11 protein-coding genes and 4 pseudogenes are annotated in these 19,895 nt (G+C 58.0%); 11 read left to right on the top strand and 4 right to left on the bottom strand.

Annotated features, from left to right (window positions below; translation table 11 throughout):
* Positions 1 to 331: 331 nt before the first annotated feature.
* Positions 332 to 484, bottom strand: a complete 153-nt coding sequence (locus ABIB66_RS41020) for a hypothetical protein (RefSeq protein ID WP_354259465.1) — start codon at positions 482 to 484, stop codon at positions 332 to 334.
* On the opposite strand from ABIB66_RS41020, the pseudogene ABIB66_RS41025 reads away from it, so the two are divergent.
* The 5 genes and pseudogenes from ABIB66_RS41025 to ABIB66_RS41040 all read left to right on the top strand — a co-directional run.
* Positions 464 to 5,335, top strand: a pseudogene (locus tag ABIB66_RS41025) (AAA family ATPase); the annotation flags it as partial. The gene ABIB66_RS41020 and the pseudogene ABIB66_RS41025 overlap by 21 nt on opposite strands.
* Before the next feature lie 12 nt (positions 5,336 to 5,347).
* Complete coding sequence (locus tag ABIB66_RS43770; protein ID WP_502918364.1) at positions 5,348 to 5,857, top strand: sensor histidine kinase; 510 nt, start codon at positions 5,348 to 5,350, stop codon at positions 5,855 to 5,857.
* A gap of 1,277 nt (positions 5,858 to 7,134) precedes the next feature.
* Entirely contained in the window at positions 7,135 to 8,400 is a 1,266-nt protein-coding gene (locus ABIB66_RS41030) for a pectate lyase family protein (RefSeq protein ID WP_354259471.1), read from the top strand.
* 215 nt (positions 8,401 to 8,615) lie between these two features.
* Positions 8,616 to 9,497 (top strand): annotated as a pseudogene (locus tag ABIB66_RS41035) (TauD/TfdA dioxygenase family protein).
* Positions 9,498 to 9,576: 79 nt separating this feature from the next.
* Positions 9,577 to 9,783: a polysaccharide deacetylase family protein gene (locus ABIB66_RS41040; protein WP_354259474.1), complete on the top strand. Its 207-nt coding sequence runs from the start codon at positions 9,577 to 9,579 to the stop codon at positions 9,781 to 9,783.
* 2,294 nt (positions 9,784 to 12,077) lie between these two features.
* Here the strand turns inward: ABIB66_RS41040 and ABIB66_RS41045 are convergent.
* The gene (locus tag ABIB66_RS41045; RefSeq protein WP_354259477.1) at positions 12,078 to 12,398 is read right to left on the bottom strand and encodes a transposase domain-containing protein; all 321 of its coding nucleotides are present in this window, start codon (positions 12,396 to 12,398) and stop codon (positions 12,078 to 12,080) included.
* Positions 12,399 to 12,819: 421 nt separating this feature from the next.
* On the opposite strand from ABIB66_RS41045, the gene ABIB66_RS41050 reads away from it, so the two are divergent.
* From ABIB66_RS41050 to ABIB66_RS41075, 6 genes and pseudogenes are all read left to right on the top strand, one after another.
* Positions 12,820 to 14,058, top strand: a complete 1,239-nt coding sequence (locus tag ABIB66_RS41050) for a cytochrome P450 (protein ID WP_354259480.1) — start codon at positions 12,820 to 12,822, stop codon at positions 14,056 to 14,058.
* 222 nt (positions 14,059 to 14,280) lie between these two features.
* Positions 14,281 to 14,550 (top strand): annotated as a pseudogene (locus ABIB66_RS41055) (type 2 isopentenyl-diphosphate Delta-isomerase); the annotation flags it as partial.
* Between the two features lie 113 nt (positions 14,551 to 14,663).
* Complete coding sequence (locus tag ABIB66_RS41060; protein ID WP_354259517.1) at positions 14,664 to 14,810, top strand: hypothetical protein; 147 nt, start codon at positions 14,664 to 14,666, stop codon at positions 14,808 to 14,810.
* 1,465 nt (positions 14,811 to 16,275) lie between these two features.
* Positions 16,276 to 16,476, top strand: coding sequence for a hypothetical protein (locus ABIB66_RS41065; RefSeq protein WP_354259483.1), 201 nt, complete (start codon positions 16,276 to 16,278; stop codon positions 16,474 to 16,476).
* Between the two features lie 58 nt (positions 16,477 to 16,534).
* Entirely contained in the window at positions 16,535 to 16,930 is a 396-nt protein-coding gene (locus ABIB66_RS41070) for a type 2 periplasmic-binding domain-containing protein (protein ID WP_354259486.1), read from the top strand.
* Complete coding sequence (locus ABIB66_RS41075) at positions 16,923 to 17,675, top strand: 4Fe4S-binding leucine-rich repeat protein (RefSeq protein ID WP_354210487.1); 753 nt, start codon at positions 16,923 to 16,925, stop codon at positions 17,673 to 17,675. The genes ABIB66_RS41070 and ABIB66_RS41075 overlap by 8 nt, the downstream gene beginning before the upstream one ends.
* Positions 17,676 to 17,728: 53 nt before the next feature.
* On the opposite strand, the gene tnpB is transcribed toward ABIB66_RS41075, so the two are convergent.
* Together tnpB and hemN are read right to left on the bottom strand one after the other, a co-directional pair.
* Positions 17,729 to 17,914: an IS66 family insertion sequence element accessory protein TnpB gene (gene tnpB, locus ABIB66_RS41080; RefSeq protein ID WP_354210486.1), complete on the bottom strand. Its 186-nt coding sequence runs from the start codon at positions 17,912 to 17,914 to the stop codon at positions 17,729 to 17,731.
* Positions 17,915 to 18,530: 616 nt separating this feature from the next.
* A pseudogene (hemN, locus tag ABIB66_RS41085) lies at positions 18,531 to 19,884 on the bottom strand (oxygen-independent coproporphyrinogen III oxidase).
* Between the last annotated feature and the right edge of the window lie 11 nt (positions 19,885 to 19,895).

A 19,895-nucleotide genomic window follows, 5' to 3' on the forward strand; every position in this document is an offset into this window, starting at 1 on the left:
AATCAGTGGCAGCATAGCTGACGCAGGTCCTCATTGAGCAGTCCACATCGCACGATTCCCAAATACGCCCTAGTCGGGAACGCCGTTGCCGATGCTGTGCAGGCCTGCCTGCGCGCGAGATTGGGCTGGATCGACACGATCAGGCCGTGACGTGTTGGGTGTGTAAGTCGCATCTTGGTTGCCGCGGTCCAGTCTTGGGCGGCCTTGATCGGTACTCGCCCCGTGCGAAGTCCCTTCACAAGCTCGCCCCATATGTGTCAGATTCTGGCTCAATCCTTATTGACTGGGCAGGCAAATGCCGCGGGATTCCCTCAGCCGAACTCTGTTCGGCTCAAATGTCGACAGTGACATCGAGCCCCTGTGGGAGGACGGTGATCGCGCGTTCTGCCGTGCGTGGCGCCAGCAAATCCACGGCAGCAGGGCTGTCGTCCTTGTCGTGCGGCCCATAGCGGAACACCCAGCGATGCTCGACCGCCTCGCCCATGAATGTGAGCTGAGGGAGGAGCTAGACGAGGCGTGGGCGGTGCGGCCGTTGGAACTCATCCGGGAAGCTGGTCGGACTATGCTGGTCCTGCAGGATCCATGCGGCGAGCCACTGTTAAATTTACTCGGGAGCCGCATGGAGCCCGAGCGCTTCCTGCGCCTCGCTGTTGGTATCACAAGGGCGCTGGGCAAGCTTCACCAGCGCGGCTTCGTGCACAAGGACCTGAAACCCGCTCACATTCTGGTCAATTGTCCTGACGAACAGGTCCGACTCACTGGGTTTGGTCTGGCTTCCCGACTTTCCCGCGAGCGCGTGCCGCCTGAGCCTGCCGAGTTCATCGCCGGCTCGCTGCCCTACATGGCGCCCGAACAGACCGGACGAATGAATCGCTCAGTCGACTGTCGCAGTGATCTCTATTCACTTGGCGTGACATTCTATCAGATGCTGACCGGCGCGCTACCGTTCACGGGCTCAGATCCCTTGGAGTGGATCCACTGTCATATTGCAAGAAAAGCGACACCGCCTGTTGAAAAATCGCAAAACCTCCCGGAGCCAATCTCTCAGGTTGTGATGAAACTCCTCGCGAAAGCCGCCGAGGAACGCTACCAGACGGCCGCTGGCCTCGAGCACGATCTGCAACGCTGTCTGGCAGCATGGGCCAACCACGGTCGCATCGACACATTTGAGCTCGGCGCAGACGACACACCTGATCGGTTGCTCATCCCCGAGAAGCTCTATGGCAGAGCCCGCGACATCGATACCTTGCTTGGCTCTTTCGATCGCGCGGTGAAGAGCGGCGCGCCGAGATTGGTGCTGGTTGCCGGCTACTCCGGCATTGGTAAGTCCTCGCTTGTCCAGGAGCTACACAAAGTACTCGTGCCCTCGCGCGGACTGTTAGCATCAGGCAAATTCGAGCAACTGAAGCGCGATGTTCCCTATGCGACATTAGCACAGACCTTTCAGAGTCTTGTGCGTCCTCTTCTCAGCAAAAGTGAGGGCGAACTCGCGACCTGGCGGCAAGCGCTCCGGGAGGCGCTCGGCGCGAATGGGCGCCTGATGGTCGAATTGATCCCCGATCTGAGCCTGATCATTGGCGAGCAGCCCGCGCCAGCTGAGCTTCCACCCCGGCAAGCGCAAAATCGTTTCCAACTCGTGCTTCGCCGCTTTATCGGTGTTTTCGCCCGGCGAACCCATCCATTGGTGCTCTTCCTCGACGATTTGCAGTGGCACGATGCCGCAACGCTCGACCTGATTGAGGATCTTCTGACTCAGTCGGACCTGCACCTGCTGTTGATTGGAGCTTACCGCAGCAACGAAGTTGATGCAGGCCATCCACTGAAACGCAAGCTCGAGTCCATCAGGGTCGCCGACGTAAATCTCGAGGAGATCACGCTGTCGCCGCTCACTGCAGTCGATGTCGCGCAGTTGGTCGCCGATACCCTTCGCTGCGGACCAAAACGCGCTGCCCCGCTTGCAAAGTTGCTGCATCAGAAGACGATGGGCAATCCGTTCTTCGCCATTCAATTCTTGTCCGAACTTGCCGAAGAGCAGCTGTTAACGTTCGATCACGAGCCGGGGCTCTGGCGTTGGGATCTCGAGCGCATTCACGCAAAAGCGTACACCGAGAACGTCGTCGATCTGATGCTCGGCAAGCTCATCCGGCTGCCCGAGGAAACGCAGAACGCGCTGCAACAGCTTGCCTGTTTCGGCAACATCGCGGGGACGGCGGAGCTTGCGATCGTGCTCGAAACCTCACACGAGCAGGTGCATGCGAGGCTTTGGCCGGCGATCCGGCAGGAACTGATCGCGCGCCAGGGAACAGTCTACCGGTTTGTCCACGATCGCATTCAAGAGGCGGCTTACTTGCTGGTGCCGGAATCCTCGCGCGCTCCTGCCCATTTGCGGATCGGTCGAATGCTTGCGGCACATGTCCCTGCGCACAAACGTGAGGAAGCTATCTTCGATGTTGTCAGTCAACTCAATCGAGGTGTCGCGCTCATCGCTTCCGGTCAGGAGCGAGAGCAGCTCGCGGAGTTTAATTTAATCGCAGGGCAGCGTGCCAGGGCGTCGGCGGCCTACGCCTCGGCACTGACATATTTCACCGTCGGTGCTGCGCTGCTCGCGCAGGATTCGTGGCAAAGGCGCCACGAACTCGCATTCGCACTGGAAACCAGTCGGGCCGAATGTGAATGCTTGGTAGGCCGGCTGGAGGTTGCGGAGTGCCTCCTGTCTGCACTGTCGAAGCGCGCTTTGAGTGCGCCCGAACGAGCGACGGTCGCATGTTTGCGGGTCGATCTTTACTTGACGCTCGGTCAGCACAGCCGAGCGGTGTTCATAGGTCTCGAATATCTTCGCGATGTCGGGATCGAGTGGTCGCGGCATCCGACGGACCAAGAAACACTAACCGAATATCAGCGGATGTGGTCACGTCTGCCGGACGCGATCGAGGAGCTTGCTGGTTTGCCTGAAATGACAGATCAGACCACGCTTGCCACGCTTTCCGTCTTGACGCGGATTCTTCCGCCCGCAGGTTTCACGGACGCCAATATATCCGCCCTGGTCATCTGCAGAGCCGTCAGCATCAGCCTCCAATACGGCAACACTGATGCGTCTTGTACCCACTACGCATGGCTGGGCCGAATCTCGGCCGGCCGCTTCGGTGACTACCAAGCGGCTGATAAATTTGGTCGTCTTGCGTGCGATCTGGTTGATCGCGGTGAGTTCTCTCGTTTTCGGGCTCCGGTCTATTTGGCGATGGGAGGCAACGTGATCCCGTGGACGAAGCCCCTGAGGGACGGACGAGTGTTGATCCGGCGAGCGCTCGAAGCTGCGAACAGCATCGGCGATTTCATCTATGAGGCGTACAGCTTGGTTCATCTAACCTCAAATATGTTGATGGCAGGAGATCCCCTGAAAGAGGTGCAGAACGAGATAGAGAAGAGCCTTGCTACGATACGGAACAGAAAGGTCAAGTTTGCTGCTGATGCCATGACTGCACAGCTCGCAATTATCAGAACCATGCGCGGCCTCACGCGCTCATTCGGTTCCTTCGATGATCAGCAATTTGACGAGCAGGACATCGAGCAATCATTTGAACGCAGTCCGGAGCTGTCACCGAGCGAAACCGTCTATTGGATCCGCAAACTTCAGGCGCGGTTTCTGGCCGGCGATTATCCTGCAGCTATTGCTGCTCGCTCGAAGGCAGAGCCCCGATTGTGGACCATCCCGACAGAGTCCTTGATCGCGGAGTTTCACTTCTATGGCGCGCTGTCTCTCTCCTGTTACTGCGAGAGGCTGTGTGAAAGCGAACAACAGCAACATCGAGAAATGATTGATGCCCATCACAGACAGCTGCAGATATGGGCCACGAATTGCCCCGAAAACTTTGACAATCGGGCTTCCTTGGTCGGGGCTGAAATTGCGAGGCTGGAATGCCGGGATGCAGACGCAATGCGGCTGTACGAACACTCAATCCAGACCGCAGGACGTAACGGTTTCGCCCATCACGAGGGGGTCGCTTGTGAACTTGCAGCGCGCTTTTATGCAGCGCGCGGCTTTGACAGGATCTCCCGGGTTTACCTGCAGGACGCCCGGCATGGCTACCTTCGTTGGGGAGCAGATGGTAAGGTGCGTCAACTCGACGAGCTAAATCCCCATCTCAACCATGAGGAGACCACTCTTGCCGTGAATGGCATGAGGATCGGAGCTCCGGTTGAGCATCTTGATCTGGCGACGGTGACAAAAGTGTCGCAGGCCATTTCCGGCGAGATTGTGCTTCAAAAGCTCATCGACACGCTTATGCGGACTGCCATTGAGCAGGCTGGCGCCGAGCGAGGTTTGTTGATTCTGCTGGATGGGGACGAGCCACGGATCGAGGCGGAAGCTACAACGGTAGCGGATGCGCTGCTTGTAAAGGTAGGTGAACAGCCCGTGACTCCGATGGCTCTTCCCGAGTCCGTGCTGCATTTCGTCCTACGTGTCCGCGAAAACGTCATTCTCGAAGATGCCGCCGCCCAGCCTTCATTTGCGGAAGACCCGTATATCCGCGAGCGCAAATCGCGTTCTATTCTTTGCCTGCCACTGATCACGCAAGGCAAGCTGATCGGCGTACTTTATCTGGAGAACAATCTCGCCCCGCGCATATTCTCAGCTGCCCGCAACTCGGTGTTGAAAATGCTTGCCTCTCAAGCTGCAACAGCGCTGGAAAACAGTCGGTTGTACAGCGAAGTCCAGCAACGGGAGGCGAAAATCCGGCGCTTACTCGACGCTAACGTCATCGGAATCTTTATCATCCGCAAAGGGGGCGAGATCATCGAGGCAAATCAACCCTTCCTCACGATGGTTGGATACGACCAAAGCGATCTTCTCGCAGGGCGAGTGAACGGTCTCGACCTGACGCCTCCAGAATGGCACGAGCGCACAATGGATGCTCGGACAGAAGCAAAAAGGACCGGAGCTGTTCAGCAGTTCGAGAAAGAGTATATTCGGAAGGATGGCAGCCGCGTGCCGGTGCTAATTGGCCTCGCCGTATTCGATGAGCGACAGGACCACGGTGTTGGCTTCGTCCTCGATCTGACAGAGCGAAAGAAAGTGGAAGCGGAAGCCCGTGAAAGCGAACGACGTTATCGCGAAACTCTGATGGGCCTTGCACACGCTAATCGGATCACGACAATGGGACAGCTGGCCGCCTCGATCGCCCATGAGGTGAACCAGCCGATTGCGGCGATCAGCAGCAATGCGGGGGCAGGGCTAAATTGGCTCGGTGCTCACCCCCCAAATCTGGAAGAGGTTCGGCAGACCTTCGGTTTGATTGTCCGTGACAGTATGCGCGCGGGGAATGTGATTCGCCGGATCCGCGCTCTTATGAATAAGGCTCCGATACAAACGGAGCTTCTTGCAATTGACGAAGTGATCTTAGAGGTGCTGGCCCTAGTTGGCGCGGAACTCGCAAAACATGAAGTGTGGGTGCGAACCCGACGGCCTGAGGCGTTGCCGCTCGTTCGAGCAGATCGCGTTCAGGTGCGGCAGGTGATCCTCAATCTGATCACGAACGCCATCGAGGCAATGAGCCAGATCAACGAAGGCGAGCGCGAATTACTGATCGCTACGCGGACTGACGGCTCGAATAATGTAGTGGTCGCTTTTCGGGATACGGGTCCAGGACTCGATCCAAACAGCGGAGACCGCGTGTTCGAGGCGTTTTACACCACGAAATCCGAAGGCATGGGCATGGGGCTGGCGATTTGCCATTCTATTATTGAGGCGCACGGGGGCCGAATGTGGGCCGGCGCCAATGATCCTCACGGAGCCGTCTTTCAGTTCAGCATGCCCGTTGCGCCGGAGGGCGTGGATCGGGCGGTACAGGTCTCTTGAGCGTCTTAGGTCGAGTGCGTCGTCGAGCCGGGGGGCTCCGGGAAACCCCAATCATCATGACAGAAGTAAGCTGCGCGACCTTGATAACTTGAGACATTCGCGTTTCTTGCTGCCCGTCGGGAGTGTTGACGCCACCGCAGATCGTCGCGAACTGTCAGAGAATCTGCAACCCGAGCGCAATGTCAGATTTCAGACGCTCGCTGGCTATTTGCAAATCTCTAGAGAATTGCAAGCCATCAAGCGCAATCAGACGAAACCTGCAGACGCAGTGGCTTGAGGTTGAGCAGAGCTTCGGGGGCGGATCTAACCCGATCGCAAGAGTCCGTGCTGAACTGGTTGGGAAGAGGGGGCTTTGACAATAAAGAGCCGGCGCCGCGCTCGTAGACCCGATCTCAAAGCCAAGCATTGCTGCAATGCGCTGCCAACGCCACTGGTGCATCGTTTTTTTCCCCGAGTTGGCCTCGTAGCCCGGGCGCCACGGCGGCCGCTCGCGATAGACGGCGCGCGTTCGACGGCATCATGCCCTCTTCTGTCTGCGTAAAGCGCCTGACGCGAGCAGAAAGCCACCGCCGCCAGCGCTACGGGCGCATGTGAGTGCGTCGCGCGGCCCCCGGCCATAGACGCGCATCGATAAGGCTAGTAGTACGAGCATCGCTCCAACAACCCCTTCGTGCATGGCGGTGATCAGTGTCGCTGACCGCGGCTCGCGCATGTTTCGATGGACGTCGGCGATGTCGACGACCCGGAAGGGGGGCGGTATGTACATGGGCGAAGCTCCCCGGCTGCCCGACCGACAGCCGGGCGGCTCTTGATTTGAACTGGCGTGCGCCTCATGCGGGATCACAGAAAGAGCCAATCTGGGTAGTTTCATTCCTCCGCGCGCTGACGCTGAGGGCAGCTAACCTATGATGTGTCAAAGGGGGTAGATCAAAGAGCTCGTTTGCAAGCTGGTCCAGCCGTCGTCTTCGAGCCGTCCGCGTTACGGCGAGCCGTGGGATAGCATCTTGCTTTCATTCTGACCGAGCTCTCGAAGCATCGACCGCTGCTTTCATCGGCCGTGAGTGGCTCAATTGCTACCCAGATCCGTCGCAGTTGGTACGGGAGACCTGCGGCTGCGCACTTCGGCTGTTATTTAGCACGGTTCCAACATTCCGTTCCTGCCTTATTGAGGCCGATGTGATGGCGTTAACGCCCCATGCTGATGGCCCACTCCAGTTCAGCATTTCAGTTCGAAAGTTCGGTTTCTCGTGCGGATTTCCGGGTAGCAGAGAGAGCATGTGTCTAGGAAAAACACGATTGAGCACATCAAGCGTTCGTTGCGCGTGCTCGGCGGATTTGCTGTCGTCCTCGGCATCTCTTCCGTGCTCGGATCGAACAATGTGCGATCGGAAGTCCTCAAGGGCTTTGGCTCTGCAGCGACGGGCGGCCTTGGAGGCGAGATAGTTCAGGTCAGATCAACCGAAGCTCTGAATCATGAGTTATGTCGTTCGTACAGTTTCGGGCAGTGCAATGACAATAGTCCGCGCGAGATCCAGGTAATCGGAACCATAGACTTTACCGATACGGAAGGGCGAGGCGAGGGGCAGGGATGCCAATACGGCCGCGTTTGTTCGGCACCTTACAAGCGTGAGTCCCTTCTCCTTATGGATGGCAACGACGCGCATTGCGATGGCAAGGAGAAGACGTTGGTCGGCTTCGACAGGGCCGGCAAGCGCCCGCTGGAAATTGGCTCAAACAAAACAGTGATCGGCGTTGGCCCGAGCGCTACAATCAAAGGGAAGGGGCTGCGCCTGAATGGGGTCAGCAACGTCGTTATTCGCAACCTGACTATCACTGATGTCAATCAAGGCGTGATATTTGCCGGCGATGCTATTGCAATTGCACAAGCCGACCTGGTTTGGATCGATCACAACCGATTTCATAATATTGGGCGACAGATGATTGCCGGCGGCTTTGGCCCCACGACGAATATTACGATTTCTTGGAACGACTTCGATGGCAGCGATACCTATTCCTCCTATTGCAACGGGGAGCACTATTGGAATCTCCTATTTCTCGGTGTCCCGCAGACGATCACTATCGCAAATAATTATTTCCATGAGATCTCGGGGCGGGCGCCGCACATTGACGGTGCGCACGCCGTTATTCATCTCGTCAATAACTATTTCCACAATACGAATGCGCAACAGAGCGGCGGATTCTTCCATGCAGTGGATGCTGGATCATCTGTGCAAGCACTGGTCGAGGGTAATTACTTTGACAACATTGAAACACCTATAAAGACTGGGAGTGGACATATCTTTGGTTTGTTAGGCAAAGCCAGCGGGACCATGCAGAGCATCTGCCTCACCGTGCTCGGACGCCGGTGTATCGAGAACATCGCCATCCCCGTGCCGCGGTTCAATGGCTTTCGCCTGGATGAAACCGTAGTTCAATCGTTTGGAGCTCTTCCAAGTTCGTCTATTCCTCTTCCATTTCCAGCGGATGATGTTCCGGCAGTGATTGCGGCCAGGGCAGGTCCCGGACACCTTGAGAGCCGGTGATGGCTCGTTCGCAGATGCGGCTCGGCATTTGGCCGATTGCCGCAAACAGTTGAGAAGACGCCATACTGGACGTGAACGGCACGCTCGCCTCGCGCCCCGAAGTTGCACGAGGACCGTGTGGCCGCCTTTCTGTTCGGGAGCGCCCTCGTCCGCTTAAAGAATCCGCAACGTTTGGAAAAATTCGGAATGAAGAAACGGCTTCGACGGAGCGTGTCATGCCACTGACCGATGTCGTCAAGCGCGCAGCGCGCATCGGTGTTGAAATCAGAAACATCAATCCCTCGGGTGATTTGGCGAGCCAAACCAGCGCTGCGATTAATTTCCTGCTGCTTGAGCACAAGGTGATCTTCTTCCGCGATCAGGGACATCTTGATGACGCGGAGCAGGAGCGCTTTGCTGCTTGTTTGGGGAAGCTGGTGCCCCCTCCGAAACTCGGTTCGATCAACGAAACGACCGGGCTTGATTCCGCGCGGAGGTAGCCGGGCTGATGTACGGCACGTCGAGGGAATCGTTCCCGCGGCGTATCCCAAGCTTGCGGTGCTGCGAGCTGTTGTGGTCCCATCGTCCGATGGCAATACGATTTGGTCGAACGCTGTGTCCGCCTATCTGCATCTGCCACGACCGCTCCAACGGCTTTGCCGAAGAACTCTGGACCATTCATAGCAACGGCCTTCGATTACCCCGGGACCTGCCGTGTTCGACAAATCGACCAGAAACATTCTGATCAGGTCATTACGATCTGTGAGACCGAGCATTCGGCGGTCCGTGTACGTCCCGAGACGGGCGAGCGCGCGCTGGTGCTCGGTGATCCGGTGCAAAGGTTTATTGATATCCCAAACGCGACGGCCAGAAGCTGTTTGATCTATTCCAGTCGCATATCACGGCGCCCGAGAATACCGTATGCTGGACCTGGAAAGAGGGCGATGTCGCGATATGGGATAGCCACGCAACGGAGCATTATGCGCTCAACGTTCGGTGACCAGCATCGCGTCGTTCGTCGTGCCACAATCGACGGCTACGCGCCCGTCACCGTCGACGGTGGATGCACTGTAACGCGCGTTAAGACGACGAAGCACCCGGCCACGAAGGTTGCCTAGCAAGGTTGCTGCAATTCCCGTAATGCACCGGTCCTATCGCATGTTCGCACGAATAGGTGCTTGCGAAGAGCAGTTAAATGTGGCCGAGCGCGAAATTGTGCTGACCTTCGACGACGGGCCCCGGCCGCTGCACGCGGAAAAAGTCTTACAGCGCCGCGCGCAGGAGTGCGTCCGAGCCACATTCTTCCTGGTCGGCAAGTCGTCGGCCCCATCCCAGAGCTCGCGCGGCGGCTGGCCGCGCGGCCACACCATCGCGCAACCCGGATGGTCGCATTCGATGGCGTGAAGGCGAAAGAGGACATCGACCGCGGGATTGGGGCTGACGAAGTGGCGCTCCATGGCATATCGACAATTGCGCTCCTCGGCGCCGTTCCTCCGCTTCCGCAATTTCGACTCGACGCCTAAGACGCTCGATCCGCTTCAGGATCGGGGCATTGTCATGTTTGGAGCGGACCTGTGGGCCAGCGACTGGGAGGAAATGACCCCCCAGAACAGGAGCTGAAGCTCATCATCAGCCGATTCAACGCTGAGGGGAAGGGCATCATTCTGTTTCACGACGCAAAGGCACATACCGCCGCGATGATTCCCGCCTTGCTACGGTAGCCGCGCGACAAAGGCCATCACATCGTTGCGACGGCGCTCCTGCAGAGGAATGCCCTTACGCATTAATACGGAAATGTGACGGCGGGCGCAGAACGGAGTAATCCCGAATCCACTAAGCCTTCGTTCATGCTAGCCGGCGCAGTGATGGAGGTGAATCGCGCCTCAGCCGTTTCGGGCCCGCTCTGTCACAGGAGGCTACGAACCGCAAAGCGACGTAGTAGGTTATTTCGGACGTCTGCCTCATTCGTGCAGCACTACGTGTTCTGGAATCGCCATCGGTAACCTAAGCTTTCTTCTGCTGAAATGCCGCAACTGTCTTACGCTCTAAACCCTGTCCGCAAGCATTAGAACCGTCTTCCAACAAGGAGAGTCGACGGGAACGATAGGGACGATCTCGCACGATACGACCTGACGATACTCTCAGAAAGCATTGAACCGCAATGCGATGGCTCGCCGTGAACCCTGCTTCACCAGGGGGCATGGTCTATTCGAAGAATACGAGAGAAGCTGGCCTTAGTCGTGAGCTCAACGACCAAAGTGCACCCGTCATCGGACGTCCGCAATGTTCTACGTGGCGCAGCAACAAATGGCGCGTCCGATGGAAAAATTAAGAAAACTGAATGTCTGAACACAAGAAAAATAGTGTGTCTTGGACTCGCGCCTTCGACAAGTTTCTGCGAGCGTTGGTCTCGGGCAACGCTGCTGGTCAGCGACGCTCATGATGCTCGCGCGCAGCCATCGCAATGGGGCCGCTGAACGTCATTGCTCGGAATTGGATCCGGAAAATCGCTGGTCGGCCTACCACTCGAGCTGCTGTAAGATGGGGAAAGTAGATCCAAATCCGTGTTCGCAAGCGGTCAGCCGCACTCCTGGAACGTCTGAGTATGAACATTATGTGGGGCGATACGCAGGTCCAAAGAAGAAGAGAGTGCTTCGTGCAACCATTACGATGTTCGACAAGTTATCTTTCGAATTTCTGAGATATTCGTGGCAGGGAGCGACACGAAGACGCTATCACCTCAGTGCGACCTAAAGCGTCATCTGACCGTCAACCGTGCGGCATATCTTTTTGAACCGGGTGCTCTGGCAGCCCCTCCCCCGATGCGCCGCCGGACGAGGTTGTATGTTGGTTAAACCTGAAAGAGGTGATGACATGGTGACCACGCGTGAAGTTGCTAACGATGACGCCACAACGGTGACCCACATGGTTACTGCCCTACTTGCAGAACTTGAGGGCGGACAAAAGTAGGGCGGACTAGATACCCAGCTTTGTCGATCTACCCGCGTGAAAGAGCGTGTCTATGGGTTTCTGCCTTTCACTGAGGTTCGCCCGGTCGGCCTCATTATGTTGTCGGAAAGCGCCGCCCTTTTCGCGGCGAACCTAAGGCATTGTCACCGAACTCTACGTGGTGCCGGAACAGCGCTCGTCTGGGGTCGCGATGCGTCTCATTGAGGCTGCGGTGGGCCTGGGCACGCTAAAGGGCTGGGGCCAGCTTGAAGTGGGGGCGCCAACCCATATGGACCCGTAGCCCGTCAGCATTGTACTTGAAGGCCGGTTTTGCAGAGGCCCACGCCTCAAGTTGCCGTTACGCGGCTTAGCTAGTCATCGTGCGAAACGTATTGCTGTGGGGAGATCGCGGTTAGATTCTCAGCGGCAACGCGCGCCAAGCCGCTGTATCCCGGATTCGTCTTCGACATTTGCGTGAGCGTCGATGTGCCGGCACCCGGTTGACGCGCGATGGAGTTGGTAATGCCGGATTTGAGTCCGGCCGACAAATCGGAGAGCACCGGCGCATCTGAATCCCTCATTATGAGTGAGCTGATCCGGGTGCCCAGCTCGAAGGGACATGAACCCCTGCGATACGCAGGCGCCAGCCTCTACGCGGCGATGAGCCATCTGTAAGGCCCGAACGCTGGCCCGTCTCCCAGGACGTAGGGATCGGACGGCTTACGAAAGGCTCACGAGCTCGAGCGGGCTCATGACATCGGTCCAGCCACGATCGCGGCGAGGTGGTCGTCGAGCATGGGAAGATTTGTGGCGGCAGGATGCTGATCGGCGTAAGCCCGGAGCCATCGTTCGAGCAACGCAATCGGCATCGCGGCGGCGGTCATCGACGATGCTTTATGGTGACGTGGGCTCACGCAGCGGTCTGCGCAGCGCGCTGGCGGGCCGGCTTCCAGTTCCAGGCGAGCAGCTCGTGCAGCTGATGGTTCTTGGTTCCCCCGGAGGCGATTGGGCTCCAGCACGTCAGTCAGGTAGACCTGCGGATCGAGTTCATGGAGCTTTGCTGTGTTCACGATCGACTCCAGCGTCGCCCAGCGCTCGGCGCCACCTCTGCTGCAAAGGGCGTCCCTGCCCGAGAGAATGAGGATGAGCGGCTGCGTGCCATAGCTGCGAGGCTGCGAGTGCTTGCGAGTGCTTGCGTCCTGATATTGAATACCACAAAAACACGCGTTCGTACACCTCCCAAGCCTGATAGGCGAGCTTCGCTCGCTTTGCCATTATTCTTCGTCGACAGAAGCCGAACCAAGGTCGACCCAACTTCACCCTAACATGATTTCAGATTTCAGAGCTCTCGCGAACCCGAGCCATGGACATGCGAAATACATGTTAGTGCACCGCCCAAGCTCGTTGTGTTTCGATCGAGCTTCCCAGCGAACTCTAGGAACGCACTCAGCTGAGCCAGCAAAATTGCAGGCCAATGTCCGCGAGACAACCATGATAGCATTATCGGCAGAGGACGCTTGCGAGAGGGCTGATATCCCGCTGAGCCGCCTTGATGTAAGCGAGCCCAAGCGCTTTAAGGATGATACCGTTTGGCCTTGTTTCGAGCGGCTGCGAAGGGAAGATCCCGTCCATTATTGCGAAGACAGCCCATACGGACCATATTGGTCGATAACAAAATACCGCGACATCATAGCCGTGGACTCAAACCACACAATATTCTCATCAGAGCGAAGCGTCACGATTGTCGACCCGCCGGAGGAGTATTGGACCCCCAGTTTCATCAAATTGAGTCCTCCTCTCCATGCTCAGCAGCGTAAGACTATCAGTCCCATAGCGGCATCGGAGAGCCTGGCGAATCTTGAAGGCGTGATCCGCTCGCGGGTTCAGAAGATCTTGGACGGTTTGCCGCGCAATGATACCTTCAACTGGGTCGACAGGGTCTCGATCGAGTTGACGACCCAAATGCTGGCCACGCTGTTCGATTTTCCATTTCAGGATCGACGGTTGCTGACCTACTGGTCGGACGTAGCTGCCTTGACGCCACAAATGGGCGACCAGATCGACAGCTGGGAAAAGCGAAAGGTGGTGCTGTCGGAGTGCCTGGACTATTTCACACGGCTTTGGAGCGAGCGGGTCAATCGCGAGCCGCGCGCTGACCTGATCTCGATGATGGCGCATTCGCCGGCGACGCGAAACATGGAGCCGCGCGAGTTCTTGGGCAACCTCATTCTGCTGATTGTTGGAGGCAACGATACCACGCGCAACTCAATCAGCGGTGGCGTCTTGTTCATGAGCCAAAATCCGTCCGAACTGCGGAAGCTCCGAGATGATGCTTCACTACTGCCCGGGGCGGTATCCGAGATTATACGATACCAAACGCCTATCGCACACATGCGCCGGACGGCTCTGGACGATTTGGCGATAGGCCACAAGCAAATCAGGCGAGGCGATAAAGTTGTGATGTGGTATATCTCTGGCAACCGAGACGACGAAGTCATTGCGAACCCCAACAGCTTCATCATTGATCGAGAAAATGTACGACAACATCTCTCATTTGGATTTGGGATTCATCGTTGCGTGGGTAGGCATCTCGCAGAGCTGCAGTTGAAAATCCTGTGGGAGGAGATGCTGAACCGATCTCTGGAGGTAAAGGTGGTCGGCGAACCGGAGCGAGTTGAATCTAATTTTGTGCACGGTTATTCGGCACTGCCGGTGCAGATTCCAGGTTAGTCTCGGTTGCGGGCGACATTCAACACTGGTGGTGCAGAACCGGCGGTCAGGATCACGGCCTGATGGAGACCAGTTGTCTGGGTAAGTTCACCGGCGTTGCGTTACGGGCTTGTGGGTTTTTCGAAGAGTCCGGACAGGGCCAAGCGTCATTATCCGGTCGAAGACCCTGGTCGGCCGTTTCCGGTACGTCAGGCCGCCGCTTGTCGCATCGTTGTTACTGGAGAGCGGGTAAGTCGGGCGCTGCCAACGGTGAAGCTGATCGCGGCGGGCGGGATCCGCGACGGCGTCGACCTGGCCAAGGCCATCCGCCTGGCCGCGGACATCGCCGGGCAGGCGGCCGGCGTGCTGCGCGGCGACGACCGAGGCGGTTGTCGCGCATTTCGAGATCGTCATCGGGCACTTGGCTGGCGCTGCTTCTGCACCGCCTCGGCTGATCCGGCGGCGTTGCGTCAGGCGCGGTTGTTGCCCTTGGCGCATCTGCCCGCCGGTTGATGCCGACGTCGCCCGCACGTGGCGGCAGGCGCAGGCTGCTGAAATATCAACGCGAAAGATAGACTGCTAATCCACCTTGGCGAAACGGTTCGATGCGCGGGAGCGACGTGTTCATGGAGCAGCTGTTCACGTTCAAGCGGTTGGAGGAGTTCGTTCCAGCCCATCATCCACCGCTGCGCCGGATGTTCGGCTGTCAAGATCCGGGGCCGCCCTTCGAAGATGTTTTCGGCAAAGCGCTCGCACTGGCCTTGCAGATCTAAATGCCGCGAAAAACGGCTCCCACATCTCAGATCACCTTCGCCTTGGCGCTTCATCCTGACCAAGCTGGCCAGTCGCTGGTTGCCAATAACTGGATAGTTATTGAGTGAGCAAGGGATCGGGGTTGATACAGTGTAGAAATGTACAAATCGGCAGCGTAAAAAGTTCGCGCCATTCGACGGTACGTCCAATTTCAGGAAGGAAAACCTGTGCTTCGGTGAGCAGTGCCGCGGAGCGTGATAGCAATGCAGCCGGTTGCATGGCGATGTCTTAGAATTAGTCTGTTGCAGGGTGGACGGAAAGCTATTGCCTAGGTCAAGAGGATGAACATAGCGCTTACGCATGGGCAAGTTCGTCGTACCAAAACAGTGCGAAGACCTCGTCTGGCGTGTGACTCAATTCTCCTCAATGATGAGGAGACCGCAGATCTGACACATCGCCGCTGTTGCAGCGCGCCAGGTGTGGCTCTCCCCAGACCACTGTGGAAGGTCAGTCAACGATCGGAGCTGCTGCCGAGAACAGAGTCTGGTTGATGTCGCATGCCGAATACCTGCAAATGACGTTTCAACTATCTCGGCTTGATCGGCTCATCGATCATCAGTCTCATCTTTCCGTCATCTCGATCAATTACCAGCGTTGGTAGTTGACCGGAGCACAGCCATTTTGCATTCCCACACTAGGAGTGAGGACAGACGTCCCGGACAAGGCCTAACAATCAAAAGACCGTCAGCTCAAAGCAGGCAGCTCAACGGCAAAAACCTGCGGAGGATCAAATTGTGGACGCCGGTCCCCGCTCACGCCCAGATCGGCTCCACGGCCGATTCCCGTGTTGTGAGCTCGTTCCGGTGATATTCGCCGACAGAAATATCGCGGCGGCGTAGACACTATAGCTGTTGACCGCCTGGTTCCACATCAGTTTCAGCCTCGGAGAGAAATTCTCGTACGAGGTCGCGCTCTTCCAGAAATGCGCGTGCCACGAGCGCCGCGCCATGGCGATTAGGGGTCCCGCGATGCTGGCTGAAATTCCTGCCGTAGATGCTGGCGAGGGCCGCGACAACTCGCCGCCCAATACCGGCGTCACAAACGTTTAGGTCCATGCGATCAAAATCAGATCAGCACGGCACAACATGCCGAGGGCGGTAGAAGGACTGGCGGCCGCAGCTCGTGCTTAGAACGGATAATTCATTCCAGCGCGCAATGTCTTCAGACGATCTGTGTAGGCGCATCTGTTCAACGTAAGTCCGGTTTCTTATTTGATGCTGATCGAGATCAAGAAGTCCATACGACAACAACTGTAAGGTTGATGAGTTGCAAGCTAGCGTCTGGCCGGTCTTGACGGTTTGCTGTGTGGCGACAAGGAACACTCGATTGTAAGGCAGTCTTCGATGCGATCTAGGAGCTCTTTTGTGGGGACCATAACAATTTCGCTCCTCCCAAGCGGTGCAGTCCATTCGGCAGGAGACAGTCTTGTCTTTCCTGGCTGGTGGGACGCTGGTTCTCTTCGTCGCATTCTTCAACCCTTTTCACGGCGCGCGCGGTCAATCCGGCTGCGCAGGCCGAGGCCGTCCTCGATGCGGCCGGGCATCTGCTGGAATCATCGTTCTCTCCGGTTTTGTTGTTGTCCTCGATGCCATCGTCGACCGCGCCGAAGAGCGGCTCGTGGTCTGACGGCCCGCGCCTGCCCACGAATCCTGGTAACGCTCTCGCACCAGCCACGGAGGTTCGCATGCACGTTTTGACACGAATGATGCTGGTCGTGGCGCTAACCGCTTGCTCGGTCATTTGGGCGCAAGCCGCCGAGCCCCAGACGGCAAAATTGAAGATCGCCGTGGGGGCACAGATCCTCAACTATATGCCTCTCCAGCTTGGCGTAAAGCTTGGGTCGGCTCGGGGTGATGGCCTTGACGTTACCGTCGAGAACTTCCAGGCCGTTGGCCCAAAGACTCTGCAGGTCCTGGTCGGCAGCTCGATGGACGGGACGATCGGCTTCTACGAGCACGCCATTCAGATGCAGGCGCAGGGCCGGCGCTCGGAAAACCTCTGGAGCTCGCTACCTCCTACAAAATTTGGACCCAAGTCGTCGCTGCGCGTGCCTGACCTATGTGGGCAGGACAATGGTTGATGACATCGACAAGACTCTTGACTGGGAGGGCAACCGGCTTGACTGCGCATCGTGCGAGCATCTCGCACTGAGCGGAATCGGCGGATGCCGCCTCAAGCACGCCTGCGTCAACGACCGTTGTCCCCGCGGTATCGAGAGGTTCTTCGAGTGCAATCCGGATCTCGCCGACGGCTATCTCAGCCATCCGCATTGTGAGGTAAGGGCAATCGCGGCGAAGTTTGCCAGTGTCTTTCTGCTGCGGTCGCTGATCGATGATCCCAATGAAAAAGTGCAATGGAATGCGATGCTTCGCCTGCCTACAAACTACGTGTTGCAATTACGGAAGCATCCGAATCCCGAGCTGAGGAAGCGCGTGGCGAGCCTGCTCGACGGTGAAGAATTGCTGCCCATGGCCTCAGACGAATATTACTATGTTCGGCTTGTCGTCGCGAGCCGGATCGCGCCTATGCTGCTCGGCCGAATGGTGGACGACGAGGAAGCCCATGTCCGCCGTGTTGTGGCACAGCGCATTCCAAACGAATGGTTGCTCCGCATGATCGACGATCGTGAGGCGTCGGTAAGACTGGAGATAGCCCGACGAGTATCTGTGCAGCTCGTGTCGCTGCTGCTGCATGATCCTGACTGGCGCATCCGCCTCGAGGTCGCAAGCCGTGCGCCAGCGGCTCGGATCCATAGCCTCGTCAATGACCCGTATAGTCTCGTGCGCGAAGTCGCGAGCTCGCGGATTGCAGGAGACCGCCGCTGAGCTCGATACCGCGCCGGCTGACGCCGACGGCCGATCAACCTGCCGCGATATGCCTATTGCATCATGCCGAGGATCTTGACCAGATCGCCGCGTCGTTCTCGGAAGATGTAGAGATCGCCAGCGTGCGGATCGCGCTTCAGAGTCTCCTGAACCGTAAGAGCCAGGCTTCGTATGGCGGGACGCATGTCGGTGTGGCCAGCGGCGATCCAAACCCTGACGCCGCTCGGAATCTGGATCATCGTCGCCGCAGCAGCTCAGGAACTCACTGCAGCGCCTCAACGCCCCTGTCACGGCCAACTCGAACGCGACAGCCGCCGCCAAGCTCGATCTCCATGACTCCAGCCGTTGCACGCTGCGCAGGTGGGGAAGAGGACGATTGTGGCGCGTCGGTTGAGATCGGACGTGATCTCGACGGGAACGAGAGCTAGCACGGAATCGCCGCAAGCCGACCGTGGCGCGCTTGTCGACTTCAAGTGAACAGCAGGCTGTGAGCCAGCCCGTGTCGGCGCGCGCGACGCCGCAGACCTTGCGACTTCGACAAGGTGGAACTGCGAAAGGGGACATGACGCCCGACTCGAGGGCGAGATCGTGGTTATTGCGGGTATCGAGCCGCAAATTCGCCTGCTCGTTCTTGTTTCTTGAAGGAAGCCCACGCTGCTTACGCGGCTCCATTAGAGGTCATGCAACGGAAAGCATCCGCCACGCTCAGTGATCGTTCCGAGACGGTCAAGAAGCTGGACCGGTTAGTCGAGGCCGACGCCCAGCTGATCGACTTCGCAGCTCGCTCAACAACCGCCGTACCTGCGGCAATCTAGCCTAATCTCATCACGCTTTAATGTGGCATCTCCAGGAGCCTCATACTGTGGGGCTGTGAGCCGCCACTGACCGCGCCAGATGAGCATCGAATGCGGACGCTACGGTCCTGACGAGAAACTCGGCGCCTTTCCTGACGAACAGTCGCTCGTCGCCGTCCATGGTCACTGCGCCGTCAGCAATGAGGCTATTGAGCCGCGAGCGATCGACGACGGCCGACTTCGGATCTCGGCCATGCGATCGAGCGATCTTCGACAGGTCGATGGCCATGTCGCACATCAGTCGCTCGATCAGATCGGCTCGGAAGCGATCGTCACCCGTGGAGGCATACCCCTTGAGGGTGGCAGGCCGGTCCTCGGCGATGCGCGCCAGGTAATCACGGGTTACCACGACATTCTGTGCAAATCCTTGCGGCATCCTCCCGATGGCGCTTGCCCCTAGGCCGATGAGCGTTTCGGGGGTGTCGTCGGTGTAGCCCTGGAAGTTCCGACGCAGCCGCCCTTCGCGCTTCGCCGCGGCACGATTGTCGCGGGGTAGGGCGAAGTGGTCGAAACCAATGCGCACGTAGCCCGCGTCGACCAGGGCTTCTGCAATCAATTCCGACTCAAGATGGCGCTCGACTGTTTGGAGGAGGGCGTGTTCGTCGATGTTACGCTGATGCTTCTTGAACGAGGGCATATGCACGTAACCGAACACCCACAAGCGATCGGGCCGGAGTTCGATGCATTCGGCAACCGTGTCTAGGCCCGATTGCATGGTCTTAAGCGGCAGGCCGCAGATAAGATTAAAGTTGAGCCGGCCGACGCCCGCTCGCCGCAGGCGCTCAACGCACGTGGCGGTCTGCTCGGATGTCTGCACGCGGTTGATGGCGCGCTGCACAACAGGATCGAAGCTCTGTACCCGCAGGCTCGCGCGATTGACTCCGCTCTAGCCTAAACCCGCCGCGATCGGCTCGGTCAGGGTACGCGGCTCGATCTCCACGGCGATTTCGGCGTCGGGCAACACGAAATACGAGAAGCGGAGCGTGCCGACGAGACCGGCGAACGTCTCGGGCGTCATGATCGTCGGCGTGCCGCCGCCGAAATTGATGTGCGAGATAGGAAGGCGGTGGCCGATAGTTTCGGCGATTAGGTGCGCCTCAGTTCGCAACCCATGTATAGACTGCGATGGGGTTGTCTTTCTTCATGACCGAGGTGCGGCAACCGCAGTACCAGCACATAGACCGGCAGAACGGAACGTGCACATAGATCGAGGCCGGCGGGCGGGGCGGCAGGGATCCGAGCCACATCCGGTAATCAGGTTCGCCGATCGCTGGCGAAAAGTGCGGCGCGGTCGGACAGCTTGTGTAGCGGGGAAGCCTGTCGTGACCGTACGATTGCGTCAGATCCGATCTCATCTCTTTCTCCT

Origin of the sequence: Bradyrhizobium sp. F1.13.3 (genome assembly GCF_040548265.1) — a bacterium.
Lineage (GTDB): Bacteria > Pseudomonadota > Alphaproteobacteria > Rhizobiales > Xanthobacteraceae > Bradyrhizobium.